The 25736-nt window shown below is 73.6% G+C and carries 22 protein-coding genes; 12 read left to right on the forward strand and 10 right to left on the reverse strand.

Going from position 1 to position 25736, the window contains the following annotated elements; all coding sequences use genetic code 11:
- Positions 1-58: 58 nt before the first annotated feature.
- Both AB0937_RS22935 and AB0937_RS22940 read left to right on the forward strand, forming a co-directional pair.
- Positions 59-1738: a serine/threonine-protein kinase gene (locus AB0937_RS22935; protein WP_366714054.1), complete on the forward strand. Its 1680-nt coding sequence runs from the start codon at positions 59-61 to the stop codon at positions 1736-1738.
- On the forward strand, positions 1735-2373 hold the full coding sequence (locus AB0937_RS22940) for a hypothetical protein (RefSeq protein ID WP_366714055.1): 639 nt from the start codon (positions 1735-1737) through the stop codon (positions 2371-2373). Before AB0937_RS22935 ends, AB0937_RS22940 begins: the two co-directional genes overlap by 4 nt.
- Before the next feature lie 104 nt (positions 2374-2477).
- On the opposite strand, the gene AB0937_RS22945 is transcribed toward AB0937_RS22940, so the two are convergent.
- On the reverse strand, positions 2478-2693 hold the full coding sequence (locus AB0937_RS22945; protein WP_366714056.1) for a hypothetical protein: 216 nt from the start codon (positions 2691-2693) through the stop codon (positions 2478-2480).
- Between the two features lie 116 nt (positions 2694-2809).
- Here AB0937_RS22945 and AB0937_RS22950 point away from each other — a divergent pair, with 116 nt between their 5' ends.
- The gene (locus AB0937_RS22950; protein ID WP_366714057.1) at positions 2810-3715 is read left to right on the forward strand and encodes a LysR family transcriptional regulator; all 906 of its coding nucleotides are present in this window, start codon (positions 2810-2812) and stop codon (positions 3713-3715) included.
- 52 nt (positions 3716-3767) lie between these two features.
- Here the strand turns inward: AB0937_RS22950 and AB0937_RS22955 are convergent, their stop codons facing one another.
- Positions 3768-4346 (reverse strand): TetR/AcrR family transcriptional regulator, encoded by a 579-nt coding sequence (locus tag AB0937_RS22955; protein WP_366714058.1) that lies wholly within the window; start codon positions 4344-4346, stop codon positions 3768-3770.
- Between the two features lie 240 nt (positions 4347-4586).
- On the opposite strand from AB0937_RS22955, the gene AB0937_RS22960 reads away from it, so the two are divergent.
- The 4 genes from AB0937_RS22960 to AB0937_RS22975 are packed head-to-tail and all read left to right on the forward strand — an operon-like array spanning position 4587 to position 9349.
- Positions 4587-5132 (forward strand): 2Fe-2S iron-sulfur cluster-binding protein, encoded by a 546-nt coding sequence (locus tag AB0937_RS22960; RefSeq protein WP_366714059.1) that lies wholly within the window; start codon positions 4587-4589, stop codon positions 5130-5132.
- Positions 5129-6121 (forward strand): xanthine dehydrogenase family protein subunit M, encoded by a 993-nt coding sequence (locus AB0937_RS22965; protein ID WP_366714060.1) that lies wholly within the window; start codon positions 5129-5131, stop codon positions 6119-6121. Before AB0937_RS22960 ends, AB0937_RS22965 begins: the two co-directional genes overlap by 4 nt.
- Positions 6118-8232, forward strand: a complete 2115-nt coding sequence (locus AB0937_RS22970; RefSeq protein WP_366714061.1) for a xanthine dehydrogenase family protein molybdopterin-binding subunit — start codon at positions 6118-6120, stop codon at positions 8230-8232. The genes AB0937_RS22965 and AB0937_RS22970 overlap by 4 nt, the downstream gene beginning before the upstream one ends.
- Positions 8225-9349 carry an XdhC/CoxI family protein gene (locus AB0937_RS22975; protein WP_366714062.1) on the forward strand — a complete coding sequence of 375 codons (1125 nt, stop codon included), beginning with the start codon at positions 8225-8227 and terminating at the stop codon, positions 9347-9349. The genes AB0937_RS22970 and AB0937_RS22975 overlap by 8 nt, the downstream gene beginning before the upstream one ends.
- 75 nt (positions 9350-9424) lie before the next feature.
- Here AB0937_RS22975 and AB0937_RS22980 read toward each other — a convergent pair whose 3' ends face one another.
- Entirely contained in the window at positions 9425-9988 is a 564-nt protein-coding gene (locus AB0937_RS22980) for an NAD(P)H-dependent oxidoreductase (RefSeq protein WP_366714063.1), read from the reverse strand.
- A gap of 123 nt (positions 9989-10111) precedes the next feature.
- On the opposite strand from AB0937_RS22980, the gene AB0937_RS22985 reads away from it, so the two are divergent.
- The 3 genes from AB0937_RS22985 (at position 10112) to AB0937_RS22995 (ending at position 13590) form a co-directional block, all read left to right on the forward strand.
- Positions 10112-10783, forward strand: a complete 672-nt coding sequence (locus tag AB0937_RS22985; RefSeq protein ID WP_366714064.1) for a helix-turn-helix domain-containing protein — start codon at positions 10112-10114, stop codon at positions 10781-10783.
- Between the two features lie 90 nt (positions 10784-10873).
- Complete coding sequence (locus AB0937_RS22990) at positions 10874-11911, forward strand: LacI family DNA-binding transcriptional regulator (RefSeq protein ID WP_366714065.1); 1038 nt, start codon at positions 10874-10876, stop codon at positions 11909-11911.
- Between the two features lie 242 nt (positions 11912-12153).
- On the forward strand, positions 12154-13590 hold the full coding sequence (locus AB0937_RS22995; RefSeq protein WP_366714066.1) for a benzaldehyde dehydrogenase: 1437 nt from the start codon (positions 12154-12156) through the stop codon (positions 13588-13590).
- A 49-nt stretch (positions 13591-13639) separates the two neighbouring features.
- Here the strand turns inward: AB0937_RS22995 and trxA are convergent, their stop codons facing one another.
- Positions 13640-14020, reverse strand: coding sequence for a thioredoxin (gene trxA, locus AB0937_RS23000; protein WP_248502103.1), 381 nt, complete (start codon positions 14018-14020; stop codon positions 13640-13642).
- A 120-nt stretch (positions 14021-14140) separates the two neighbouring features.
- On the opposite strand from trxA, the gene AB0937_RS23005 reads away from it, so the two are divergent.
- A complete protein-coding gene (locus AB0937_RS23005) occupies positions 14141-15571 on the forward strand; it encodes an NAD(P)/FAD-dependent oxidoreductase (protein ID WP_366714067.1) in 1431 nt (476 codons plus the stop codon).
- A 7-nt stretch (positions 15572-15578) separates the two neighbouring features.
- Here the strand turns inward: AB0937_RS23005 and AB0937_RS23010 are convergent, their stop codons facing one another.
- The 3 genes from AB0937_RS23010 to AB0937_RS23020 form a co-directional block, all read right to left on the reverse strand.
- The gene (locus AB0937_RS23010) at positions 15579-20165 is read right to left on the reverse strand and encodes a caspase family protein (protein ID WP_366714068.1); all 4587 of its coding nucleotides are present in this window, start codon (positions 20163-20165) and stop codon (positions 15579-15581) included.
- A gap of 26 nt (positions 20166-20191) precedes the next feature.
- Complete coding sequence (locus AB0937_RS23015; RefSeq protein WP_366714069.1) at positions 20192-21784, reverse strand: ABC-F family ATP-binding cassette domain-containing protein; 1593 nt, start codon at positions 21782-21784, stop codon at positions 20192-20194.
- Positions 21785-22037: 253 nt separating this feature from the next.
- On the reverse strand, positions 22038-22682 hold the full coding sequence (locus AB0937_RS23020; protein ID WP_366714070.1) for a peptide deformylase: 645 nt from the start codon (positions 22680-22682) through the stop codon (positions 22038-22040).
- A gap of 154 nt (positions 22683-22836) precedes the next feature.
- On the opposite strand from AB0937_RS23020, the gene AB0937_RS23025 reads away from it, so the two are divergent.
- Positions 22837-24240, forward strand: a complete 1404-nt coding sequence (locus tag AB0937_RS23025; protein WP_366714071.1) for a PepSY-associated TM helix domain-containing protein — start codon at positions 22837-22839, stop codon at positions 24238-24240.
- A gap of 66 nt (positions 24241-24306) precedes the next feature.
- Here the strand turns inward: AB0937_RS23025 and AB0937_RS23030 are convergent, their stop codons facing one another.
- The 3 genes from AB0937_RS23030 to AB0937_RS23040 form a co-directional block, all read right to left on the reverse strand.
- Positions 24307-24681, reverse strand: coding sequence for a tetratricopeptide repeat protein (locus AB0937_RS23030; RefSeq protein WP_366714072.1), 375 nt, complete (start codon positions 24679-24681; stop codon positions 24307-24309).
- Between the two features lie 106 nt (positions 24682-24787).
- A complete protein-coding gene (locus AB0937_RS23035; RefSeq protein ID WP_366714073.1) occupies positions 24788-25231 on the reverse strand; it encodes a MarR family transcriptional regulator in 444 nt (147 codons plus the stop codon).
- Positions 25228-25710, reverse strand: coding sequence for a MarR family transcriptional regulator (locus tag AB0937_RS23040; protein WP_366714074.1), 483 nt, complete (start codon positions 25708-25710; stop codon positions 25228-25230). The genes AB0937_RS23035 and AB0937_RS23040 overlap by 4 nt, the downstream gene beginning before the upstream one ends.
- Between the last annotated feature and the right edge of the window lie 26 nt (positions 25711-25736).

The raw sequence follows: 25736 nt of genomic DNA on the forward strand, positions 1-25736 counted from the left end.
GATGTGTCTCCGAGCGTGTGGCCTGCCGCTGGGGAGCGGCCGCCTCGGGGGGTTGGAAATGAACGCATGGGCGGTACCCGGATACACCGAGTCGCTCGAGCTCGGGTCAGGGGCCAGCGGCCGTGTCGTCCTCGCCGTGCACGAGGAGACCGGCGTGCCGGTCGCCGTGAAGTACCTGAGCGAATCGCTGCGCACCCGGCCGGGGTTCGTGCACGACTTCCGGGCTGAGGCCCGGCTGCTCGGCGGCATGGAGAGCCCCCATGTCGCCGGGCTGTACGAGTACGTGGAGAGCCCGGACGGCGCCGCCATCGTGATGGAGCTGGTCGACGGCGTCCCGCTGCGCACGCTGCTCAGGCAGGAGGGCCCCCTGGCACCGGAGGCCGCGCTCGTCGTCCTCAAGGGGTCCCTGCTCGGCCTGGCCGACGCGCACCGGCTCGGCGTCGTCCACCGCGACTACAAGCCGGAGAACGTCCTGGTCGTACCCGACGGGTCCTCCAAGCTCGTCGACTTCGGCATCGCGGTGGACGCGGGCACCAGCGGCGGTGTGGCGGGAACGCCCTCCTACATGGCCCCCGAGCAGTGGACCGGCGCACCCGCCTCGCCCGCCGCCGACGTGTACGCCGCCACGGCCACCTTCTTCGAGTGCCTGACAGGTCACAAGCCGTACGCGGGGGACAACGTCGCGGAGCTCGCGCTACGGCACCTCGACGCGCCCGTCCCCGCCGAGGAGGTCCCCGAGGCGGTGCGGGAGCTGGTGCGGCGCGGTCTCGCCAAGGACCCGGCGGAACGGCCCGCACAGGCCGAGGTGTTCGTCGCCGAACTGGAGACGGCCGCCGGCATCGCCTGCGGTCCCGACTGGGAGGAACGCGGCCGGGGCAGGCTCGCCGCGCTGGTGGCCCTGCTGCCGCTGCTGCTGCCGTCGGCCCGCACCGCCCCCCGCAGCACCACGGACACCGCTCGCACGGTGCTGAACCAGGCGCCGCGCCCCGGCCGGGCGCACCCGTGGCTGCCCGGCCGCGCCGGACTGCTCATGTCCGCCGCGGCCGTGCTCCTCGGCGCCCTCCTGACGTACGGGCTGCCGTACGACCCGGGCACTGCGGCTCAGCGGGCGGCGCAGGCCCTGGCCACCACCGGTGCCGGATCCGGTGCGGGGCCCGCGGCCTCCGGCGCACCGGCCCCCGATTCCCCGCAGGCCACCCCCACCGCCTCGGACGGCGGGTCACCGTCCCCCACGCCTTCGGGCTCCGCCTCCGAGGCCACCGGCACCGGTGCGCCCCCGGCCTCCGCCACCCCGCCCGGCAGCTCCGGCGGCTCGGGCACCTCCGGTGGCGCGGGGACGGCCGCTCCCGCGGTGACGGACACGGTGACGCCGTCGACGGCCACGACGACCGCCCCGGCCCCGCCCACCGGTCCCGCGGTCAAGGACGTCACCGTGTCCGGCTTCCGGCAGACGGGCCCCACGACCGCCACGGCGACCCTCGGCGTCACCACGGACGGCACCGGCCCGGTCACCATCACCGTCTCCTGGTTCGCGGGCGACACGGCGGGGCAGCCCGGCACCGCGGACGGCGCGTCGCAGACCTTCGAGCGCAGCGGCGCCACCCAGTACACGATCAGCGTCGACCACACCTTCCTGAACCCCGGCTGCTACTGGACGGTGCAGGCCACCACGAATCCGGCCGCCGCCGACGGCGGCGCCTCGCAGCAGCTCCTGACCCGGCGGTGCGACCTCCGATGACCGCACACGACGACGAGCGCGGACCCGGCGCCGACGCGGAGTACAGCGCCACGGTGCTCGCCAGCCACTGGATCCAGCGGCCCGGAGCCGGCGAGACCCTCGTGGAGCGGGCGGAGGCGGGGCCGACGCTCCCCGACCGGGTCGAAGGAACCGTGCTGCGCTTCGGGCCGGGCGTGACCGCCGCGCACCAGCGCACCCGGCGGACGCTCTCCGCCGTCCCGCCGCCAGCGGCGGCACCCCGGTTCCGGCGGCTGCGCAGACACGCCCTGCCCGCGCTGGTCCTGGTCTGCGTCCTCGCGTTCCTCGCCTGGCAGCGCCTCGGGCCGCCGCTGAAGGTGAGCACGGTGACGGTCACGGCCCGGCCGACGTCCCTGGGCTGTGACGCGACCGCGGACCTCGTCGCCGTCGTCACCACCAACGGCCGCCCGGGCACGCTGTCCTACCGCTGGGTCCGAAGCGACGGCACTGCCTCGGAGGTCCTGAAGGAGGTGCTGGCCCGGGGCCAGACGCGGACCCGCCTTCACCTGCGCTGGACCTTCCAGGGCCCGGGCCACCGCACGGCACGGGCCGAACTGCGCATCCTCTCGGGAACTCCGCGCACGGCCACCGCCGGCTTCGTGTACGACTGCCCCTGACGGCCCGCCCCCGGCTTCGTGTACGACTGCCCCTGACGGCCCGCCGCCTTCGCGCATGACTGCCCCGGCCGGAGACCGCGCCGAAACGGGACCTCTCCGCGGGTTCAGGTGATCGCTGCACCCGCCGGCGCCGCGGGCCTGCTGCGCGAGACGACGCGCGTCCCGCGACCGTCGGCGACCCGTACCTGCAGCGAGCCGCATCGGCAGCGTGCCCACTCCGTGTGGCCCGCCGCGGTGCTGTGGCGGGACAGCACCCGGAACGGCCCGGCGCCGTCCGGCCGGCCGCAGTGCGGGCAGGAGGTGATGTCGGTGCTGGTCATGGCGGGCTCCTCGTCCGTCGTGGCTGGTCGAATCGTCGCGACACAGCCAGCGTGCGGCTCCGGATCCGTGTACGTCCAGGTTGACTTTGCGGACATCATTGTGAAGCCTGGGCTTCATGATTGACCTGCGCAGGCTGCACGTCCTGAGGGCGGTCGCCCACTACGGCACGGTCACCGCGGCCGCCCGGGCCCTGCACTTCACGCCCTCCGCCGCCTCCCAGCAGGTCCGGCAGCTCGCCCGGGACCTGGGCGTCGACCTGCTGGAGCCGCAGGGGCGCGGGGTGCGTCTCACCGCCGCCGCCGAGAGCCTGCTCGCGCACGCCGACGCCATCCAGGCCCGGTGGGACCAGGCGGAACTGGATCTGCGGGCCGATCACGGGGCGCCCTCCGGGGTGCTGCGGGTGACCGGTTTCCCGGTGGCCGTCTCGGTGCTGCTGGCGCCCATGACGGCCCGGCTGCGGGACCTGTATCCGCGCCTGTCCGTCCGGATCACCGAGGCGGGTGTGCCGGAGAGTTTCGACCTGCTCTTCGAGGGCGAGACCGACCTGGCCGTCGTCGAGGTGACCCCGTACAACCCTCCGTTGAGCGACACGCGGTTCGTCCAGCAGCCGCTGCTCGACGACCCGTTCGACCTCGTCGTGCCCGAAGGGCACCGGCTGGCGGGGCGGGCCCGCGTCGATCTCGCCGAGGCCGCGCGGGAGGCGTGGATCGCGCCCGTGCAGGACAGCCCCTGCCGTCCGCACGTCCTGTCCGCCTGCGGCGCGGCCGGATTCACCCCCGAGGTCGTCCATCACGCCCTCGACTGGAACGTCTGCGCCCACCTCGTGGCCCATGGGCTCGGCGTCGCCCTCGTCCCGCGCCTGGCCCAGCTGTCCCCGCAGCTGCCGATCACCCGGGTCCGCTGCACCGGCAACCCCCACCGCAAGCTCCTGGCCTGTACCAGGAGCGGGGGTCACGCCCGGCCGGCGGTGACGGCCGCGCTGGCGGAACTCCGGGCCCTGGCGCCCACGGCGGTCGCCTGACGGGAGACGGCCGGACCGCTCGCAGGCGCCGCCGGGCCGGGGCCCGAGCGCCTCACCCCCGGGGTGCCCCCACGCGCAGCCCGTCCATGACGAAGTCCAGCAGGCGGGTGGCGCGCGGCTGCCAGTCGGTACCGGGGTCGATCGTCCACAGCCCGCCGATGACCAGGAAGAGGTCGTCCGCGGTGACCCCCGGGCGGATGGTGCCGGCCTCCTCCGCGGCCCGGAGCAGCAGTTCGGCCGCCTCGGTCACCGGGGCGTGCCCGGGCTTCGCCGGCTGCCCCGGTGCGCTCGTGGCCTGGCGGATCGCGTCGGCGAGGCCCGCCTTGGCCATGGCGAACCGTGCCAGCCGGTCCATCCACTCGCGCAGCGCCCGGTCGGGCTCCCGGCTCTCCAGCAGCGGCGCCGCGGTGTCGGCGACCTGCTGCATCTCGTGCCGGTAGATCTCCATGACGAGTGCCTCGCGGGTGGGGAAGTGGCGGTAGAAGGTGCCCTGTCCGACGCCCGCCTTCTTGGCGATCGCGCTCAGCGGGACGTCCGCCGCACGTGTCAGTTCCTCCAGCGCCACCGCCAGGATGCGCTCGCGGTTGCGCTGCGCGTCCGAGCGCAGGGGGGCGTCCTTGTTCTGCCGCACTCGTACTCCTCGCGGTCCGCGGCCAAAACCGGACCTTGCTAACCGGACAGCTGTCCGTTACGTTTCCCGAGTAGCGGACAACTGTCCGCTTGTTCCATCGTATCGGCGGGCCACCCGTGCGGACACCCCGCGTCCGGCGCGCTGCGCGCAGGCGCGCTTCGCATCCGCACGGCTGCGGACCGGCACCACCGCCGGCAGCGGCCCCGCCCCAGACCTCGCGATGTGAGAGAGAAGGCTTCCATGCCCCCATCGACGTCCAGCGACCTCACCCTGTCCGTCAACGGCGAGAAGTACACGCTGACCGTCGACCACCGCACCACCCTGCTCGACGCCCTCCGTGAGCGCCTGGACCTGACCGGCACCAAGAAGGGCTGCGACCTGGGGCAGTGCGGCGCCTGCACCGTCCTGGTCGACGGCCGCCGCAAGGTGGCCTGTCTGCACCTGGCGGTCGCGGCCGAAGGACGCGAGATCACCACCATCGAAGGCGTGGCCGAGGGCGATCGACTGCACCCGGTGCAGCAGGCGTTCCTCGACCTGGACGGCTTCCAGTGCGGCTACTGCACCCCGGGTCAGATCTGCTCGGCCATCGCCCTGATCGAGGAACACGCGGCCGGCTGGCCGAGCGCGGTCACCGGCGACGTCCGGCCCGAGGCGGGCCCCCCGCCGCTGACCCCGGAGGAGATCCGCGAACGGATGAGCGGCAACCTGTGCCGCTGCGGTGCGTACGTGTCGATCGTCCAGGCCGTCGCCCGGGCCGCCCAGCAGACGAACGGAGCCGCGGCATGAGGGAGTTCGGCTACCAGCGGGCGTACGACGTCTCCGGCGCCGTGGCACTGCTCGACGGCGACGGGGAAGCCCGGTTCCTCGGCGGCGGCACCAACCTCGTCGACCTCATGAAGACCGGCGTCGAACGGCCCGCCCGGCTCGTCGACGTCACCGAACTGCCCCTGAACCGCGTCGAACCGGCCGAGGACGGCGGGCTGCGCATCGGCGCGACCGTCACCAACAGCGACCTGGCCGCCGACCCCGAGGTCAGACGCCGCTACCCGGCCCTGGCACAAGCGGTGCTGGCCGGCGCCTCCGGGCAACTGCGCAACATGGCCACCGTCGGCGGCAATCTGCTCCAGCGCACCCGCTGCGGCTACTTCACCGACATCAACTCCCCTTGCAACAAACGCGTCCCCGGCAGCGGCTGCCCCGCGATCGAGGGCGAGCACCACCATCACGCCGTCCTGGGCGCCTCGGATCACTGCGTGGCCACCCATCCGTCCGACATGGGCGTGGCCCTGGCCGCGTTCGACGCGCTCGTCGGCTACGAAACGGCGGCCGGGCCGGGGGAGTTGCCGCTCGCCGACCTGTACCTGCCGGTGGGGGAGACCCCGCACCTGGAGACCGCCCTGCCGCCGGGTGCCCTCATCACCGGCGTCACCCTCCCGGCCACCGCCACAGCCGCCAACTCCCGCTACCGCAAGGTGCGTGAGCGGGCCTCGTACGCCTTCGCCATCGGCTCCGTCGCCGCCGCGCTCGACGTACGGGACGGCCGCGTCCACGACGTGCGCCTGGCGTTCGGCGCGGTCGCCTCCCGCCCCTGGCGCGCCCGCACGGCCGAACGCGTCCTGACCGGCGCCCCGGCCGACGCCGGGAACTTCGCGGCCGCCGCCGACGCCGAACTGGCGGCCGCCCGGCCCCTGCCCCACAACGGATACAAGGTGACCCTGATGCGCAACCTCGTCGTGGCCGTGCTCAGCGAACTCGCCGAGGAGGCCGCCCGATGACCACCGCCACCAGGGGCGGCGCCGGCACCGCGCACACCCGCGTGGAGGGCCGCGACAAGGTCACCGGCGCGGCCCGCTACGCCGGCGAGATCCCCTTCGCGGACCTCGCCCACGGCTGGCTGGTGCTGTCGGCCGTGGCCCGCGGCCGTGTCCGCGCCCTGGACGCCGGGGCCGTGCTCGGCATGCCCGGTGTCCTCACCGTGCTCCACCACGGCAACGCCCCGCGCGTCGAGACCGGCTTCACCGGCATGATGGGCGTCCCGCCGGACCCGAGCACCGGCCTCTTCCAGCACGACCGGGTGCCCCACATGGGCTGGCCGGTGGCCCTGGTCGTCGCCGAGACGTCCGAGCAGGCCCGGGAGGCCGCGGAGGCCCTCGTGGTGCACTACGAGCAGGAGCCGCACGACGTCGCGTTCTCCGCGCGGCGCGCGTCCGAGGCGTACCCGCTCGACGGGCACACTCCGGCCGTGGCGGAGAAGGGCGACCTGGAGGCGCAGCTCGCGGCGTCCGCCGTCGTGGTGGACGCGGAGTACACCACCCCCGAGGAGCACCACAACCCGATGGAGCCGCACGCGGCGGCGGCCCGCTGGGAGGGCGGCCGGCTGGAGGTCGTCGACTCCAACCAGGGCACCGGCTGGGTCGCCGACGAGCTCGCGAAGCTCTTCTCCCTCGACCCGGCCTCCGTGCGGGTCCGCTCCGAGCACGTCGGCGGCGGCTTCGGCAGCAAGGGCACCCGGGCGCACCAGGTGGCCGCCGTGATGGCCGCGACCGTGCTGCAACGCCCCGTCCGGGTCGTCCTGACCCGCCGGCAGATGTTCTCCCTCGCCGGCCACCGCAGCCCCACCGCCCAGCGGGTCAGGCTCGGCGCCGACGCGAACGGGCGGCTGCGCGCCCTGGAGCACCGGTCGCTGAACCAGACCTCGACCGTGCACGACTTCGTCGAGCCGAGCGCGGCGGCGAGCCGCTCGATGTACGCCGCCGACGCCCACCACACCACCAGCAGGGTCGTGAAACTCGACGTCCCCACCCCGACCTGGATGCGTGCCCCGGGCGAGGCGCCGGGCTCGTTCGCCCTGGAGTCGGCGCTCGACGAACTCGCCGAGCGGTGCGGCGTCGATCCCATCGAACTGCGGATCCGCAACGAACCCGCGGTGGGCCCGGTCTCCGGGCTGCCGTTCGGCGGCCGCAACCTGATCGCCTGCTTCCGCGAGGGCGCCCGACGGTTCGGCTGGGCCGGGCGGGACCCGCGGCCCGGGCTGCGCCGGGAGGGCCGCTGGCTGCTCGGCACGGGCATGGCGGCGGCCTCCTTCCCCGTGATGGCCATGCCGTCCACGGCCTCCGTGACGGCGCAGGCGGACGGCACCTTCACGGTGCGGATCAACGCCGCGGACATCGGCACCGGCGCCAGGACCGCGCTCACCCTGGTCGCCGCGGACGCCCTGGAGGTGCCCGCGGACCGGGTCCGGGTGCGCATCGGGGACAGCGACCTCGGCCCCGCGATGATCGCCGGCGGTTCGGCGGGCACCCGCTCCTGGGGCTGGGCCGTCATGGAGGCGGCCGGGGAACTGCGCCGCAGCCTCGCGCCCGGCGCCGATATCCCGGCGGAGGGCGTCACCGTACGGTCGGACACGGCCCGGGCCGTCGGCGCCCTCGCCCAGAAGGAGCGGCACTCCTTCGGCGCGCAGTTCGCCGAGGTCGCCGTCGACCCCGCCACCGGGGAGGTCCGCGTACGCCGGATGCTGGGCGTCTTCGCGGCCGGCCGGATCGTGAACCCGCTCACCGCCCGCAACCAGCTCGTCGGCGGCATGGCCTGGGGCATCTCCATGGCCCTGCACGAGGAAGCCGTCCGGGACCGCACGAGCGGCGGCCTGTACGGCGCCGACCTCGCCGGCTACCACGTCGCCGCGCACGCCGACGTACCGCACATCGAGGCCGACTGGGTCGACGACCATGACCCGGACGACCCCGTGGGCATCAAGGGCATCGGCGAGGTCGGCATCGTGGGCGCGGCCGCTGCGGTCGCCAACGCGGTGTGGCACGCCACCGGCGTCCGCCACCGGAACCTGCCGATCCGGCCCGACCGGGTGCTGCTGGCGGGCGCCGGTGCTTGATCTCGCGGGCACCCTGCACGAGTGGATCGAGGAGGGCCGGGACTTCGCCGTCGCCACGGTGGTCACCGTGGGCGGCAGCGCCCCGCGCCCTCCCGGCGCCGCACTCGCCGTCCGGGCCGACGGCACGGCCGTCGGCTCGGTCTCCGGGGGGTGCGTGGAGGGAGCGGTGTACGACCTGTGCCTCCAGGCCCTCCAGGACGGCGAGACGGTGGTCGAGCGGTTCGGCTACAGCGACGAGGACGCGTTCGCGGTGGGGCTGACCTGCGGCGGGACGATCGACGTCATGGTCACCCCGTTCACGGGCGGTCGTGCGGCCGAGGCGGCCGCCCTGGCGGCCGCCGCCCGGCAGGAACCCGTGGCCCTGGCCCGGGTGGTCCGGGGCCCGTCCGGCCTCCTCGGCCGGGCCCTGCTGGTCCGCCCCGACGGCTCCTGCGAAGGCGGTCTCGGCGGCGCCCCGGGCCTGGACCGCACCGCGCTCGACCGGGCCGGTGCCCTGCTCGCCGGCGGACGCACCGGCACCGTGGACCTCACCGAGGACGGGGCGCACTGCCCCGGCGGAATCACGCTGCTCGTCGAGTCGGCCGCCTCGCCGCCGCGCATGATCGTCTTCGGTGCCATCGACTTCGCGGCGGCCCTGGTGCGGGCGGGGAAGTTCCTCGGCCACCACGTCACCGTGTGCGACGCACGCCCCGTCTTCGCGACCCGGGCCCGCTTCCCGGAGGCCGACGAGGTCGTCGTCGACTGGCCCGACCGCTACCTCCGGCGCACGGTGACCGACGGGCGCACGGTGCTGTGCGTGCTCACCCACGACGCGAAGTTCGACATCCCGCTGCTCACGGAGGCGCTGCGGCTGCCCGTGGCCTACATCGGCGCGATGGGCTCCCGACGCACCCACGCGGACCGCGAACGGCGGCTGCGGGAGGCGGGTCTGAGCGAGCACGAGCTGGCCCGGCTCAGGTCTCCGATCGGCCTCGACCTGGGCGCCCGTACGCCCGAGGAGACCGCCGTGTCGATCGCCGCGGAGATCGTCGCGGCACGGCACGGCGGCACGGGCGCCCCCCTCACCGGCTCGGCCAGGCCGATCCACCGGCGCGACCGCGAGCCGCAGCCGGTCTGAGCGGCTGCCGCCGACGCGCCGGAGGGGGCCGGGGCCGTTTCCTGGTCCCGGCCCCCTCCGGGGCGAGGTGTGCCGTCAGGCCGCGGCGGGCTCCGAGGCGTGACCGTGCAGACGGGCGATGACCTCGGTCAGCTGCTCGGCGACCTCTGCGTCGTCGGCCGGGTGCGTCTCGGCGAAACGGGTCATCGAGCCGGGGATGGACAGCTTGACGTCCTCCAGGACCTTGCCGCCGGCCACACCCACGGACTTGCGGGTCTCGTCGTGCGCCCAGACACCGCCGTACTGGCCGAACGCGGTGCCGACCACGGCGACGGGCTTGCCGCTGAGGGCGCCGGCGCCGTACGGGCGGGACAGCCAGTCGATGGCGTTCTTCAGCACGGCCGGGATGGTGCCGTTGTACTCGGGGGTGAACAGGATCAGGCCGTCGGCGGCGTTCGCGGCCTCGCGCAGCCGCTCGGCGGCGGCCGGGACGCTGCCCTCCACGTCGATGTCCTCGTTGTAGAAGGGGATCTCGGCCAGGCCTTCGAACAGGTTCACCTCGGCACCCTCGGGGGCGAGCTTCACGGCCGCCTCGGCCAGCTGGCGGTTGTGCGAACCGGCGCGGAGGCTGCCGACGAGGGCGAGGATACGAACGGACATGCTGACTCCCACATCTGAGGGGCTGCTGAGGACACTGACGATCCGGACCGGGGTCCGTTTAAGGTTCTAGCATCCTAACCGGACCGTGGTCCAGTTTTGTTCCCGATGCTTTACGCTGGCTTCATGTCCGCCGCCCCGCCCCCCTTCCCGACGCCCCAGGAGCCCGTCGACCGCCCCGAGCTGCTGCAGCTCGACGCCTCCCTGGAAGGCGACGAGCCGTGCCTGCGGGCCGACGCCGCGCGCAACCGTGCCCGGCTGCTGGAGGCCGCCGGGCGCCTGGTGGCGGAGCGCGGCGCGGAGGCCGTCACCATGGAGGCCGTGGCCGCCGAGGCCTGCGTCGGCAAGGGCACCGTCTTCCGCAGGTTCGGCGACCGCACCGGCCTGCTGACGGCCCTGCTCGACCACTCCGAGAAGAAGTTCCAGGCCGCCTTCCTCACCGGCCCGCCCCCGCTCGGACCCGGAGCGCCGCCCGTGGAGCGACTGCGGGCGTTCGGCTGCGCCATGCTGCGCCGCTCCGCCGACGACCTGGAGCTCCAGCTGGCGGCCGAGCCCGGTGCCGGTCGCCGCTTCGTCACCCCCGCCCGCCGCGTCCTGCGGCACCACATCGAGATGCTGCTGCGGCAGGCCGTCCCCGAGGCGGACTGCGATCTCCTCTCCCACGCGCTGATGGGCCAGCTCGACCCGGCCCTGATCCACCATCTGACCAGGCAGTGCGGGACCCCCCTGGCCCGTCTGGAGGCCGCGTGGATCGACCTGGTCGACCGGGTGACGGGTGCGGGTACCGCCTGCCCCTGAGCGCCACCGTACTCCGTGAGCGCTCACGGGTTTCTCACAACTCCCCCGCCGCGAGGGGGCCTTGGGGCTTCTGCCAAGATGCCGTACGTCATGGTGCAGATACCGAAAACGCCCGCGCCCCCGTCCCCCGCACCGTCGCGCTCCGTGCCCACGAGCGCCGATGTGGCCCGCCTGGCCGGCGTCTCGCGCGCGACCGTCTCCTACGTCCTCAACAACACCAGCGCCGTACGGATCAGCGAGCCCACCCGTCGCCGCGTGCGCGAGGCCGCGAGGGAACTCGGTTACGTCCCCCACGCGGCGGCCCGCAGTCTGCGCGCCGGGCACAGCCGCATGGTGCTGATCCCCGCGCCGACCTTCCCCGTCGGCCCCCTCTACAGCCGGTTCCTCACCGACCTCCAGGCCTCGCTCGCCACCCTGGACTACACCGTCGTGCAGCACGGCACCGGCGGACCGCACGGTGACGAAGCGGCCTGCGCCTGGGCCGAGTTGCGGCCGGTGGCCGTGCTCGTACCCGGCTCCGGGCTCGGCCCGCGCGGGGTGGCGGTGCTCAAGCGTTCCGGGGCGCGGGCCGTGGTCACCCTCGGGCCGGAGACCATCGAGGGCGCGCACGCGCTGCTCATGGACCACGACGTCGTCGGCCACAGCGCGGGCGCCCACCTCTACGACCGCGGCCGGCGCCGGATCGGGGTCGTCGTCCCGCAGGAGCCCGGACTGGAGGCGTTCTCCGCACCACGCCTCGACGGCGTGCGCCAGTCGGTGTGCGGCACGGACGCCACGGTGACCGAACTGCCCCTCGCCTACGACGAACAGGCGGCGGCACACCTCGCCGCCCGCTGGCGGACTTTGGGCCTGGACGCCGTGTTCACCTACAACGACGAGTACGCGATGCTGCTGATGCGGGCCCTGCTGGACGAGGGCATCCGCATCCCCGAGGAGACGGCCGTGATCGGCGCCGACGACCTGATGCTCGGGCGGCTGCTGCGGCCCCGGCTCAGCACGGTCCGGCTGCGGCTGCCCTCCGGTCGTGAACTGGCCGAACTGGTCGACCGCGCGGTGCGCAGGCCCGCCACCGAGCCCGAGGCGCACAAGTTGCTGGGGGCGACGGTGCTGCATCGCGAATCCAGTTGACCCGCGGAGGTGCGCGACGCCGCGGCCCACGGTGGATATGGGGCGGACGGCCCGGTCCGCGGGGCGCGGCACGGCTAGGATGTTGCATGCTCAACAAAACGGGGACGCGTTCCCGCGCGGGCGGCGGCGCACACCGCTGCGCCCGCTCGGTGCGTTCCGCCATGTGACCGCCGAACCGGCCGCGCACGTACGGGAGTTCCGCGTCGCCCGTCAGCCGGTGACCGATCGATCGGAGAGCCGTCATGCCGTTGCTCGACACGAGGACCTGGCAGCCCCGCAGTCTCTCGGGGCCCGGGTACACCGTCACCGAGCCAGCCACCGGCCAAGCCCTCGGCACCCTCGCCCTCGCCGGCCCCCAGGACGTCGAGGCCGCCGCCGGGCGGGCATCCGCCGCCCAGACCGCGTGGGCACGCACCCCGCACTTCGCCCGCGCCGCCGTCCTCCGCAAGGCCGGCGACCTGTTCACCGCACACGCCGCCGAACTGCGCGAATGGCTGGTCCGCGAATCGGGATCCGTCCCCGGCAAGGCCGACTTCGAGCTGCACGTCGCCGCCCAGGAGTGCTACGAGGCCGCCGCTCTCGCCTCCCGCCCGGCCGGGCAGGTCCTGCCCAGCGAGGCGCCGCGCCTGTCGTACACGCGCCGCGTCCCGGCCGGTGTGGTCGGCGTGATCTCGCCGTTCAACGCGCCGCTGATCCTGTCCATCCGCTCCGTCGCCCCGGCTCTGGCGCTGGGCAACGCGGTCCTGCTGAAGCCGGACCCGCGCACGGCCGTCTGCGGAGGGCTGACCCTCGCCGCGGTCTTCGCCGCCGCGGGCCTGCCGGAGGACCTGCTGCACGTGCTGCCCGGCGGCCCGGACGCCGGGCAGGCCCTGGTCGCCGACCCGCGCGTGCCGGTCATCTCCTTCACCGGTTCCACCGCCGCCGGACGGGCCGTGGGCGAGGCCGCCGGCCGTCACCTCAAGCGGGCCCACCTGGAACTGGGCGGCAACTCGGCCATGATCGTGCTGGAGGACGCCGACCTCGACGCGGTGATCTCCACGGCCGCCTGGGGCTCGTTCTTCCACCAGGGCCAGATCTGCATGACCACCGGACGCCATCTGGTGCACGCGTCCCTCTACGACGAGTACGTCGAGCGGCTGGCCGCCAAGGCGGACTCACTCGCCGTCGGCGACCCGTACCGGGACCAGGTCCACCTCGGCCCCATCATCGACTCGGGTCAGCTCACCAAGATCAGCGGCCTGGTCGACGCCAGCACGGCCGCGGGCGCGAAGCTCGCCGCCGGCGGCACCCACGACAGGCTCTTCTACCGGCCGACCGTCCTCGCTCACGTCGACGACCGCACCCCCGCCTACACGGAGGAGGTCTTCGGCCCGGTGGCGCCCGTCCGCCCGTTCACCACCGCCGACGAGGCGGCGGCGCTGGCCGCGCAGAGCCCGTACGGCCTCTCCCTGGGCATCGTCACCAGGGACCCGGCCCGCGGCCTCGACCTCGCCGAGCGCATCCCGACCGGCATCGTCCACATCAACGACCAGACCGTGAACGACGAGGCCGTGGCGCCCTTCGGCGGGGTCGCCGCCTCCGGCACCGGCGCCCGCTTCGGCGGTGAGGCCAATCTGGAGGCCTTCACCGAACTGCGCTGGACGACGGTACGCGGAGACGTCGCTCCCTACCCCTTCTAGGAGCTTCGCCCCCTGCCCGAGGGCCCGGCCGTCCGGGCCCCGGGCCGGGTCACTCGGCCGGCTGCTGGGCCTGCTGCTCGGCGACCGCCTTGCGGACCTCGTCCATGTCCAGGTTGCGGGCCTGACCGATGACGTCCGTCAGCGCGGCCTCGGGCAGGGCGCCCGGCTGCGCGAACACGGCGACCTGGTCACGGACGATCATCAGCGTCGGGATGGACTGGATGCCGAAGGCCGCGGCCAGCTCGGGCTGCGCCTCGGTGTCCACCTTGCCGAACACGAGGTCCGGGTTCTCCTCCGCCGCCTTCTCGTAGACCGGTGCGAACTGCTTGCACGGCCCGCACCAGGACGCCCAGAAGTCGATCAGGACGAACTCGTTGTCCGTGACCGTCTGGTCGAAGTTCTCCTTGGTGAGCTCCACGGTGCTGCTCATGGCGTAAATCCCTCTTCCTGGTGTGGGGTCAAGCCGTCGGCACAACACGGCCGACCGGACACGTATTCCGCGCCCCTACCCATGTGGCCAGGGCGCACACCACCCACCAGACTGACCCCCATGACGGAAACGGAAACCAACACGTACGACGTCGTGGTGCTCGGGGCCGGGCCCGTGGGGGAGAACGTCGCCGACCGCACCCGCGCGGCGGGACTGACCACCGCGGTCGTGGAGAGCGAACTGGTCGGCGGCGAGTGCTCCTACTGGGCATGCATGCCCAGCAAGGCCCTGCTGCGGCCGGTGATCGCCCGCGCGGACGCCCGCCGCGTACCGGGCCTGCTCCAGTCCGTGCAGGGCCCCCTCGACGCCTCCGCGGTCCTCGCCCACCGGGACTACTACACCTCGAACTGGAAGGACGACGGCCAGGTCGGGTGGCTCGACTCCGTCGGCGCCGACCTGTACCGGGGCCACGGACGCCTCACCGGCCCCCGCGAGGTGACGGTCACCGGCCCGGACGGCGGTGACCGCCTCCTGACCGCACGGCACGCCGTCGCCGTCTGCACCGGCAGCCGCGCCGCCCTGCCCGGCCTGCCGGGACTGGACACCGTCAAGCCCTGGACCAGCCGGGAGGCCACCAGCTCGAAGTCGGTGCCCGGCCGGCTGATCGTCGTCGGCGGCGGAGTGGTCGCCACCGAGATGGCCACCGTCTGGCAGGCTCTGGGCTCGCGGGTCACCCTGCTGGTCCGCGGCAAGGGCCTGCTCCCGCGGATGGAGCCTTTCGCGGGAGAACTGATCGCCGAGGCACTCACCGAGGCCGGAGCGGACGTCCGTACGGGCACCTCGGTGAAGTTGGTGACCCGGGAGAACGGCACCGTCATCGCCGTGACCGACGCGGGTGAGCGCATCGAGGCCGACGAGATCCTCTTCGCCACCGGCCGCGCTCCGCGCACCGACGACATCGGCCTGGAATCGATCGGCCTCGACCCCGGCTCCTGGCTGCCGGTCGACGACAGTCTCCGCGTGACCGGCCACGACTGGCTGTACGCGGTCGGGGACGTGAACCACCGGGCCCTCCTCACCCACCAGGGCAAGTACCAGGCCCGCATCGCGGGCGCCGCCATCGCCGCGCGGGCCACCGGCAAGACCCTCCTCGCCGAGCCCTGGGGCGCCCATGCCGCGACCGCGGACCACGCGGCCGTCCCCCAGGTCGTCTTCACCGACCCGGAGGCCGCGGCCGTGGGCCTGTCCCTGGCCGAGGCGGAACAGGCGGGTCACCGGGTGAAGGCCGTCGACGTGGACCTGTCCACCGTCGCCGGGGCGGGCCTGTACGCCGACGGCTACCAGGGCCGTGCCCGCATGGTCGTCGACCTCGAGGAAGAGATCCTTCGCGGCGTCACCCTCGTCGGCCCCGGCGTCGGCGAACTCATCCACTCCGCGACCGTCGCCGTCGCCGGGCGCGTCCCGATCAGCCGCCTGTGGCACGCCGTCCCGTCCTACCCGACGATCAGCGAGGTCTGGCTGCGACTGCTGGAGGCGTACCGGGACGCGTGAGGCCCCTTCACCCGGTCCCGAGGCGGTCCCGCCACACGCGGGACAGCCTGGGCCGCATGAAGACGACACCCTGCTGGGTGCCGACGGCGAGGTCGAGGTGGGGGCTGCAGGGGAGGGCGGCCATACAGGTCACGAGAGCGGGCAGCGGCGCCGACCAGACCTTCTCGAGGCTCGGCAGGTGGCACAGGGCGATGCCGTGTTCGTCACTGACGGCCACGAGCGCTTCGCCGTTCGGGGAGGCACCGGTCCACAGGAGCCGGCAGGCGGGGACAGCGAGACGGTCGACCACGTCGGGCGTGTCCGGGTTCCAGACGGTGACGGGTCCGGGGCTGGCGTCGCTCGACGCGTGACGGGAGAGGGACAGGAGGAGGGGGCCGCCCGTCGGCAGGTCCGCCCAGCGCAAGTAGCGGAGCCGGTCTCTTCCGGGACGGCGGGTGGCGGCATAGCGCAGCGAGCCGCCCGCAACCCGCGGCACGGTGGACTGCCGCCGAGTCGTCACGTCGAGCACCGAGAGCGCACCGCCCCGGCACTCCTGGGCGACCCAGCGCGTCCCGGCTCTACCGTGGTGCGGCAGGAGGAACTGGATCCCGCCGGGAAGCTCGAACGCGTCCTCGGCTACAGGTGCCCCGGACGTGATGTCGAAGAGCTGCCCGTGAGCGCGCGACGCGTCCGGGTGCTTCGCGTTGCCGTAGACGAACAGCATGGTCGCGCCCTCCGGCGTCGTGAAGGCCTCCACCAGCTCCCGCTCCCGCTCGGCGTGGGGAAGGTCCGGAAGGGGCACCCACCGCAAGGGAGCCTCGGGAGAGTCGAGCAGACAGATGGCGTTGTCGCCCCGGTCGAACGCGAGCCATCGCACTCCTTCGTGACCGGCCGTCGCCGGAATGGCGAGCACGAAGGCGTTCAGAGTTGCCACTGAACCGACGACGGCCCGGCTGCTCTGGCCGTCCGAACCGAGGCGCGTCCATACCAGCGACTGATTTTCCGGCTGCAGCAGGTTGAACGTGCCGTCCGGATCCTCGGAGATCTGCCCGAAGTCCACAGGTACCTCGATCGGGCTCGCGGTGCGCCGCGCGTCGCGGTCCTGCTCGTCCCAGCAGGGCCGTTCCGTCCGGACGAGCTGCCGATCGCGCAAGGTCAGAACGGCCGTGGGGTCCCCGGACCAGGCACAGACCATGTCCACTTCCTGCCGGGAATCCTCCGGGGCGTCGGACTCCTCCGTGCCGGGGACGGGCTGTCGGTGTGCGTTCCAGGCCCAGAGCCGGACCGTTCCGTCGTTGGCGATCGCGAGGATGTCGGGGCCGGCCCCGGATTCCGGACCTTCCAGCAGATGGACCGCGCCCACCGCGCTCTCATGGCCCGTCAGAGGGAAGCCGACCGAGGTGCCCGAGACTCCGTCGACCACGACGAGGGGATGGGAGAAGAAGGAGGTGACCACCTGCACCCTCCCGTCGACCAGGGCAGCCGCCATCCTGAAGGTCGGCCTGGGCAGGTGGTCCACCGTCTGTACGGGCGATCCGTCGGCGGGCACCACCAGAAACCCTGCGCCCGCCTTCGCGACGAAGACAGCAGAAGAAGCCTTACCGCTGCGCGCGAAGCATGCGTGGTCCTCGGTGACGTCCGAAGATGTCACCCTGACGACAGGGCCGGTAGCGGCATCGAGGAGGACCAGCCCGGTCCGGTGCTCGATCACCGCTGCGAGGGTGTCGGGCCGGTGGACATGGTCCACGAGCCGGGGCCGTACCAAGCCCTCCAGAGCTCTCCGGGAATGTCCTGTCCCGTCCAGGTCGTACAGGGTGACGTGCCCTTGCGTGCCGTCGCACACCAGGAGACGGGTGAGCCCTTCGGCGTCGTGAAACAGGCAGGCGGAGCCACCGGGTGTGTACGCGGTGTCCGAGGGCGTGGCCGACACGGTGTACTCCGCGCGGGTCCGGCAGGGAACCTCGACGAGCGTGGCGGGCCCTGGCAGAGCGACCGCCAGTACGGCGCTCTCGGTGCCGCAGACGACCACGTCAGTGTCCCCGTGCAGGACCCCGGCGTCGTACAGAAACGTCCAGCCGGTGCCGGCGAGTGTCCGGGTGAGGGTCTGGTCGACGACGTTCCACACCCGGAGCGTGCCCCTGGCGTCCAGCGTGGCGGCCTCGGCACGGCCGCTCTCGTCGCGGAGCAGCACGAGCCCGTCCACCTCGGTGGGATGGGGCAGGACGGTGGACTGGGACGGATTGTCGAGCATCCACACGTGCACATGAGCGGCGCCGGGTGGCACGGCGAGAACGACGCGGCCGCCCCAGGGCAGGGTGCAGTCCTTCAGCCGCCAGCCGGAGGCCAGGTGCCGTGAGGCGTACGCGTCTCCCGCGTGCCGGCCCACCACCCGGTGGGGGGTGATCCGCCGCCGCTCCGCATCGACGCGTTCCAGCGACCGCGCCAGCCTCTCCGCCCCCCGCCGCAGCCCGTCCTCGCCGTAGGCGCCCGCCACGTACGCCAGCAACGCCGCCGGGTCGGCACTCGGCGCGTCCGCGTCCACGAGGAGGTAGGCGAACCGCTCGACGGCCATCGTCAGCATCGGGCGCCGGACGGCTTCCCGTACCGCGGGCAGCAAAGTCGAAGGGTCAGCGGCGACCAGGAACCCGGCGTCCTCGATGAGGTCGTCCAGGGCACCCGCTCCGGCCGCGTGCGTGGCCAGATGGGCACACACATACGGGTGGGCCCGCGACCAGTCCCGGTCGGGGACGAACTCGAGCAGGGTCTCGACGAAGCACTCCTGGACGTCCCCGAGGTCCCGACGGCGCAGCACCCGGCTCTTGATGTGGTCCGTCAACTCCTGGTGGTACAGGCGGAAGTAGGTCGTCCCGTCCACCCGGGCGTGGGCCAGATACGAGGCGTCCTCGTCCAGCAGCAGGTCGGCATCGGCCTCTGCCAGGGGGATCCCCGCCAGCCGTTCGGCCGCGCGGATCCACATCCTCCGGGGCAGCCCGTAGCCTTCCCCGAACGCGAGGGCCATGAGGAGGGCCATGGTCGTGGTGTGCCGCTCGGGCGGCATCCGCTGGAGGTATGCCTCGAAGGCCCCGCCCACGTCCGACGGCAGCTGCCCGGACCAGCCCGGCACCGAGGTGTCCACCACCGGCCCCCGCAGCAGCGCGCTCGCCGTCATACGGGCCACCAGGAAGCAGCGACCGGCCCGGCGGGCGACTTCCCGCGCGACCCGGCGTGCCGTGCCGGGGCAGTCCGCGTACGGAGCGCCGGTGTCGCTGAGGACCTTCGCCACGTACTCGGCCGTGTCCGTGTCGTCGGTATAGGCGTCTTCGTCCAGGTCGACGACCGGCACGCCGTCCCCCAGGTGCGGCAGCAGTTCGCGCCGCGAGCCGACAACGAGCCGGATGCACGGCAGGGCGGCCAGCGGACGCAGCAGGTCCCAGGCGATGCGGCGAGCCTCCGCCTTGCCTCCGCCGACGCCCGCCTCATCGAGCGAGTCGACCACGATCCGAAGGGGTCGCTCGCGGCCCGTCAGTGCGGTGAACAGGGCCACGGATGTGGCCGCTCGTACGTCGGCCGCCGCGGCGAAACGCCCGACGAGCGCCTCCAGTGTCTGATGGTGGGCGTTGACGGAGGCGTCGGCGTGGCCCTCCAGGACCAACCGCCCCAGCACGGCGGACTTGCCGGAGCCCGGGTCGGCGGTCACGACGAGGAGACGGCCCGCTGTCTTTCCCGCGAGATGCGCGCGCACCTCCTCCAAGGCCCGCACACGCCCCGTGAAGTACGACCCGGGATCGTGCACATGCTCCACCCCCCGCCCGCGCGGCTCGAAGTGGGACGACAGATCCGAGGCGTCCCCTCGCAGCCCCTCGCCCGTGATCTCGGCATACGGGTCGAAGCAGGGGTTCACGAAGAACGGCGGCCGCTCGGAGTGGTCGACCGACGAGCATGCCGCCCGCTGCTGCGAACCGGCGGCGATGAACCGCTGATTGACACGATCGGCCAGGGTGTCGGGCGCGAGGTAGCGCTGCGACGGCCCGTCCCCCCGCTCGCACGCCTTCGCCAACTCGGCCACGAAGGCGCCGTCGTCCGCCAGGTCCCGATGGCGTGCGGACGCCAGCAGCCACGTGCCGGCGCCGAAGGAGTCCGCTCGTCCGCGGGCCGCCACGATCGCGTCGGTGACCCTGCCGATGTCCGCGCCGGCCGCGGCCGCGTGGCAGGCGTCCACCACGAACAGCACGTTCCGCACGGGGGAGTCGGCCAGGATCTCCGCCAGGTTCGCCAGCGACAGCCACGAGCGTGGCCGGCCCTGCTCGCTGTCCGCGCAGGCGAGACGGTACTGGCCGGTGGAGGAGCGGTCCCCGTGCCCCGCGTAGTACAGGACCACGATGTCGTCGGCTGTCAGGTCCGCGGTGCGGCACCACTCTGCCAGGGCGTCCTCGAACGCATCCGGCCGAGGGTCGTACGACACGCCGGTCAGGACCCGCTCGTAGCCCATGGACGCGAAGAGGGCAGCCGCACGGTCGGCGTCCTCGTGCGCCAGGTGCAGTTCAGGGCCCTCGCGGTAGCGCCGTGTGCCCGCCGCGACGACATAGCGCATCGAACCGCCCCCGGCCTCGCCCAACGCCCCTCCCCTGTGAGGAAACCAGGTTACGCGTGCGCGGGCACCACCAACTCCCGGTAGTCGTCGTCCCACAGGTCCTCCTCCGCCTCCGGCAGCAGCAGCACCCGGTCCGGCCGCAGCGCGTCCACGGCGCCCTCGTCGTGCGTGACCATGACGATCGCGCCCGGGTAGGTGCCGACCGCTGCCAGGACCTCGGCGCGCGAGGCCGGGTCCAGGTTGTTGGTGGGCTCGTCGAGGAGCAGGACGTTGGCGCCGGAGTGCACCAGACCCGCCAGGGCCAGCCGGGTCTTCTCACCGCCCGACAGGACACCGGCCGGCTTGCCGGTGTCGTCGCCGGTGAACAGGAACGCACCCAGCACCTGGCGGACTTCACCGTCGCTGAGGTGCGGTGCGGCACCGGCCAGGTGTTCGCGGACCGTCGACTCCGGGTCAAGGGTGTCGTGTTCCTGCGCGAAGTAGCCGAGGCGCAGACCGTGCCCGTGCACCACCCGGCCGCCGTCCGGCGTGTCCTGCCCGGCGAGCAGGCGCAACAGGGTGGTCTTGCCGGCGCCGTTGGGACCGAGCACCACCAGGCGGCTGCCCCGGTCGACGGCCAGGTCGACGCCGCGCAGGACGTGCCGACCGCCGTACGACCTGGTCAGGCTCACCGCGCCGAGCGGGATGCGGCCGCAGGGCGCCGGCTCCGGCAGCCGGATCCTGGCAGTCTTCGCGGGGCGGCGGGCGGGTTCGAGGTCGGCGAGCAGCCGGTCGGCGCGGCGGGCCATGTTCCGCGCGGCCACCGCCGTCGAGACCCGTGCCCGCATCCTGTCGGCCTGGGCGTGCAGCGCCGCCGCCTTCCGCTCGGCGTTCGACCGCTCCCGTGCCCGGCGCCGCTCGTCGGCCTCCCGCTGCGCCAGGTAGGCGTCCCAGGAGGTGTTGTGGACGTCGAGCGCGGCCCGCCCCGGGTCCAGGTGGAAGACCCGGTTCACGGTGCCGGCCAGCAGGGAGGTGTCGTGGCTGATCAGCACCAAGCCGCCCTGATGGTTCGTCAGGAAGGTGCGCAGCCAGGCGATCGAGGCCGCGTCGAGGTGGTTCGTGGGCTCGTCCAGCAGCAGTGTGCCGTGTCCCGCGAACAGGATGCGGGCCAGTTCCACGCGCCGGCGCTGACCGCCCGACAGTGCGCTGAGCCGCCGTTCCATCAGCTCCGCCGGCAGGCCGAGACCGGCCGCGACCCGGGCCGCCTCCGCCTCGGCCGCGTAACCCCCGCGGGCCTGGAACTCGGCCTCGGCCCGCACGTAGGCGTTCATCGACCGCTCCGTGCCGTCGGCCATCGCGGCCTCGGCGCTCCGCAGCGCCCGCACTGCCAGGTCCAGGCCGCGTGCGGACAGGATCCGGTCGGTGACGGTGACCGACTGGTCGGCGGCGCGGGAGTCCTGGGGGAGATGGCCGACACCGGCCGTGCGGACGACCGAGCCGGCGGCGGGCCGCAGTTCGCCCGCCAGGGTGTGCAACAGGGTGGTCTTCCCAGCGCCGTTGCGGCCGACCAGGCCGATGCGGTCGCCGGGGGAGACATGGAAGGAGACGCCGGACAGCAGCAGACGCGCGCCCACGCGCACGTCGACGTCACGAACGGTGATCATGAGAAAACGCTCCGAACAAGCAAGAGGACACACGGGTGGCGTGGGAGTGGGTCCTCGGCTAGGAAATTCGGGGCGTAGACATGCGGCCACGGTAACGGAGGCACCGTGCCTGGCGCCTGCGAATTATCGACCGCAAGGCCGGTCGGGCTTCGGCAGCTCGCAGCCGGGCGTCTGCGCTCTTCCTCCGGCAGGCCTGCCAGGCTGTGACGGCGCGCACTCGGGCGCCTGCGATCTCCGCCGCTGATCTGCCCGGCTACGGCAGCTCGAAGCCGAGCGCCCGTGCCGCCTCATCGGGGGTCGGCTGAGCCCAGCGCTCCGCCATCGCCTGGTTGGACGACAGGGAACGCGGCTCGGCTCGGTCCATGTACAGGACGCCGTCGAGGTGGTCCGTCTCGTGCTGCACGATCCGGGCCGGCCAGCCCGTGAACACCTCGTCCAGCGTCCGCCCGTGCTCGTCCTGCCCGGTCAGCCGGACCTCGGCGGGCCGCGCCACCACCGCCTGCCAGCCCGGCACGCTCAGGCAGCCCTCGAAGAACGCGGCCCGCGCGTCCCCGACGGGCTCGTACGCGGGATTGACCAGGACGCGGAACGGCTGCGGGACCCGCCCGCGCGCCAGGCGCACGTCGTCCGGCACCGGCGCCGGATCCTCGATCACCGCGATCCTGAGCTCCACGCCGACCTGCGGCGCCGCGAGGCCGACCCCGGGCGCCGCGCGCATGGTGACCCGCAGGGCCTCCACGAACCGGCCCAGCAGGGCGGGCCCCAGCTGACCGTCGTACGGCACGGTGCCGCGCCGCAGCACCGGGTCGCCGGCCGCGACGATGGTCAACGGCAGGCCGCTGTCCAGGAGTTGCTCGACCCGCTCGGCCAGGGGTGCGCGATCGCCCGGAGTTCCCATCGCGCCAGGATGACACGGCACCCCCCAGCTCCGCGTGACGCACATCACATGTGCCTCCCGGGAACTGAACGCCCCGCGGCCCCGACTACTGCACCGCAACGGCCACCGTCCACACCGTGACGGCCCAGAAGACGTCCCCCGGAGAAGCCCGCCGATGACCACCGCTCCCTCGACCACCACGGACGAGGCCCCGCAATCAGCCGCCCCGGCACCGTCGAGGCGCAGCTGGGCCCCCCTGCGCCCGCTGATCCTCCGCCTGCACTTCTACGCCGGGGTGCTGGTGGCGCCGTTCCTCCTCGTCGCCGCCGTCACCGGCCTGCTCTACGCCGGCGCCTTCCCGGCCGAGAAGCTCGTGTACGCCCATGAGATGACCGTCCCCGCGGGCGAGCGGAAGCTGCCGATCAGCGAGCAGGTCGCCGCCGCGCGCAAGGCCCACCCCGAGGGCACGGTCTCGGCCGTACGTCCCTCGCCCGAGGCCGACGCGACGACCCGGGTGATGCTGTCCGGCGTCCCGGGCGTCGGAGAGGGCCACACGCTCGCCGTGTTCGTGGACCCGTACACCGCGAAGGTGCGCGGCTCCCTCGAACAGTACGGCTCGACCGGCGCACTGCCCCTACGCACCTGGATCGACGAGTTCCACCGCGACCTGCACCTCGGGGAGCCGGGCCGGCTCTACTCCGAGCTGGCCGCCAGCTGGCTGTGGGTGATCTCGGCGGGCGGACTGGTGCTGTGGTTCTCCCGCCGTCGCGCCCTGCGCAAGGTGCGGGGGACGACGGGGCGCCGCCGCACCCTCGGACTGCACGGCACGGTCGGCGTATGGGCCGCGATCGGGTTCTTCTTCCTCTCGGCGACCGGCCTGACCTGGTCCGCCTACGCGGGGGCCACCATCGACGAGCTGCGGACCTCGCTCGGCCAGGCCACCCCGTCGGTGTCGGCGGCCGCCGGCGGTGAGCACGCCGGACACGGCTCCGCGGCGGGGCAGGCGGGCGACGCCGCGCACGGCGTGGGCCTGGACAAGGTCCTGTCGGCCGCACGGGCCGAGGGCCTGGGCGACCCGGTGGAGATCGTGCCGCCCGCCGACGCGAACTCGGCATACGTCGTCAAACAGGTGCAGCGCAGCTGGCCCACCAAGCAGGACGCCGTCGCCGTCGACCCGGCGGACGGGCAGGTCACCGACGTGGTCCGCTTCGCCGACCACCCGGTGCTCGCCAAGCTCACCCGGTGGGGCATCGACCTGCACACCGGTGTCCTGTTCGGCCTGGCCAACCAGATCGCCCTGATGCTGCTCGCGCTGTCCCTGATCCTGCTGATCGTCTGGGGCTACCGCATGTGGTGGCAGCGCGGCCGGGGCAGCGCCTTCGGCCGTCCCGTCCCGCGTGGCGCCTGGCAGCACGTACCGCCACAGATCCTCGTACCGCTGCTGGCGGGCATCGCCGTACTCGGCTATTTCCTGCCCCTGTTCGGCATCCCGCTGGCGGCCTTCCTCGCCGTCGACATCCTGCTGGGGGAGATCGCCCACCGGCGGGGGAAGCGGTCGTACGGGACGCCGGCCGGGTAGCGGCCCCGCAGACGCACGGATGCCCGGCTCCGTACGGAGCCGGGCATCTCCATGGGGAGGCGCGGGTCAGTGCCGGCCGAAGTCACCCGCGAGCGCCGAGGCGATCCGCAGGTGCGACTCCGCCTCCTCGTGCCGGTTCTGCCGCTGGAGCGTACGGCCGAGCATCAGCCGGGCGTAGTGCTCCACCGGGTCCCGCTCGACGATCGTCCGCAACTCTCCCTCGGCGCGCCGAAGTTGCGCCGAGTGGTAGTAGGAACGCGCCAGGAGCAGCCGGGGCCCGGTCTGCTCGGGCACCTCCTCGACCAGCCCGACCAGGACGCGCGCGGCGGCGGCGTAGTCCTTGGCTTCGAAGAACAGCTGCGCACGCTCCCAGCGCTCGGCCGGGGTTCCGTGGGCGTAGTACGTCGTGTCCTGGGTCGTCGTGTCGTGGATCGTGTTCACTCGGTGCCTCCTTCGGGGCCGACAACCGAGCCCGCCGGCCGGATATTCCGCTGGGCGGACGGGGCCCGGGACCTGACGGCGCGATGAACGTCCCGGGACGGCACACCTAGCGGGTCAGGGCTGCCAGCTCGGCGCCGGCCCGCTCGGTGATCAGGCTCAGCACCCGGCCCGTGACGGCCAGGTCCTCCGCCGGGATCCCGTCGTAGACCCGGGCGGTGAGGGGAGCCGTCTCACCGGTGGTCGTGGCGTACAGCTCCCGCCCCGCGTCCGTGATGCGCAGAGCCGACGCGCCGTCCGGGACCAGCCACCGCGCGGCGATCAGCTCGTCGAGCACGCCGTGCACCTCCGGCGCGTCGATCTTCAGCGCGCCGGTGACACCGCCGACGAGCTGCTCGCGCCCCACCGGGCCGTCGGCGACGGCGGCGAGCCGGAGGGTGACGGACTGCTGGAAGGTGACGCCGTGCCGGGCCAGCACGTTCTCGAGGAGGGCGCGGCCGGCGTAGTGGGCCAGGGCGATGACGCGGGGGTCGGCGAGGGGTGTGGTGGTCATGGTTTCTCCGTCTCCTTGCGGATGGAGGGATCGAGGGGGGCGTCGAGCAGGGCGGTCAGCTCGCGCTTGAACTCCTGGGTTCGCGCGCTGTCGAGACCCCCGAGCGGGTCGAGGAGCTGCTGGAGGAGCGCGTGGACGACCTCGATCGCGCGTCGGGTGACCTCGGTGCCCCGCTCGGTGAGGGCGAGCTGCACCGCGCGGGGGTCGCGCGGGTCCCGGGTGCGCTCCAGGAGGCCGGCCGTCTCCAGGGCGCGGGCCAGTTTCGACACGTAGAGCGGTTCGAGCCCGGTGCGGTCGGCGAGCCGGCGCTGGCTGGGCCGTTCGCCGGAGTGCTGCATGCCGTGCAGCGAGGCGACCAGGGAGTACTGCGCGTGGGTGAGCCCCAGCGGGGCCACCGCACGGTCGACCGCGACCCGCCATTTCATCGACAGCCGCCACACCAGGAACCCGGGCGTCGCGCCCTCGTGACCCTCGCTCATGGCAAATACAGTACATGGCTACTATA

The sequence above is a fragment of the Streptomyces sp. NPDC047880 genome (assembly GCF_040706515.1).
Taxonomy (GTDB): Bacteria; Actinomycetota; Actinomycetes; order Streptomycetales; family Streptomycetaceae; genus Streptomyces.

What these genes read in the sequence shown, in the direction of transcription:
- AB0937_RS22935 (WP_366714054.1), top strand. Translation starts at nt 59, where the DNA reads ATGAACGCATGGGCGGTACCCGGATACACCGAGTCGCTCGAGCTCGGG.
- AB0937_RS22940 (WP_366714055.1), top strand. Translation starts at nt 1,735, where the DNA reads ATGACCGCACACGACGACGAGCGCGGACCCGGCGCCGACGCGGAGTAC.
- AB0937_RS22945 (WP_366714056.1), bottom strand. Translation starts at nt 2,693, where the DNA reads ATGACCAGCACCGACATCACCTCCTGCCCGCACTGCGGCCGGCCGGAC.
- AB0937_RS22950 (WP_366714057.1), top strand. Translation starts at nt 2,810, where the DNA reads ATGATTGACCTGCGCAGGCTGCACGTCCTGAGGGCGGTCGCCCACTAC.
- AB0937_RS22960 (WP_366714059.1), top strand. Translation starts at nt 4,587, where the DNA reads ATGCCCCCATCGACGTCCAGCGACCTCACCCTGTCCGTCAACGGCGAG.
- AB0937_RS22965 (WP_366714060.1), top strand. Translation starts at nt 5,129, where the DNA reads ATGAGGGAGTTCGGCTACCAGCGGGCGTACGACGTCTCCGGCGCCGTG.
- AB0937_RS22970 (WP_366714061.1), top strand. Translation starts at nt 6,118, where the DNA reads ATGACCACCGCCACCAGGGGCGGCGCCGGCACCGCGCACACCCGCGTG.
- AB0937_RS22980 (WP_366714063.1), bottom strand. Translation starts at nt 9,988, where the DNA reads ATGTCCGTTCGTATCCTCGCCCTCGTCGGCAGCCTCCGCGCCGGTTCG.
- AB0937_RS22985 (WP_366714064.1), top strand. Translation starts at nt 10,112, where the DNA reads ATGTCCGCCGCCCCGCCCCCCTTCCCGACGCCCCAGGAGCCCGTCGAC.
- AB0937_RS22990 (WP_366714065.1), top strand. Translation starts at nt 10,874, where the DNA reads ATGGTGCAGATACCGAAAACGCCCGCGCCCCCGTCCCCCGCACCGTCG.
- AB0937_RS22995 (WP_366714066.1), top strand. Translation starts at nt 12,154, where the DNA reads ATGCCGTTGCTCGACACGAGGACCTGGCAGCCCCGCAGTCTCTCGGGG.
- trxA (WP_248502103.1), bottom strand. Translation starts at nt 14,020, where the DNA reads ATGAGCAGCACCGTGGAGCTCACCAAGGAGAACTTCGACCAGACGGTC.
- AB0937_RS23005 (WP_366714067.1), top strand. Translation starts at nt 14,141, where the DNA reads ATGACGGAAACGGAAACCAACACGTACGACGTCGTGGTGCTCGGGGCC.
- AB0937_RS23015 (WP_366714069.1), bottom strand. Translation starts at nt 21,784, where the DNA reads ATGATCACCGTTCGTGACGTCGACGTGCGCGTGGGCGCGCGTCTGCTG.
- AB0937_RS23020 (WP_366714070.1), bottom strand. Translation starts at nt 22,682, where the DNA reads ATGGGAACTCCGGGCGATCGCGCACCCCTGGCCGAGCGGGTCGAGCAA.
- AB0937_RS23025 (WP_366714071.1), top strand. Translation starts at nt 22,837, where the DNA reads ATGACCACCGCTCCCTCGACCACCACGGACGAGGCCCCGCAATCAGCC.
- AB0937_RS23035 (WP_366714073.1), bottom strand. Translation starts at nt 25,231, where the DNA reads ATGACCACCACACCCCTCGCCGACCCCCGCGTCATCGCCCTGGCCCAC.
- AB0937_RS23040 (WP_366714074.1), bottom strand. Translation starts at nt 25,710, where the DNA reads ATGAGCGAGGGTCACGAGGGCGCGACGCCCGGGTTCCTGGTGTGGCGG.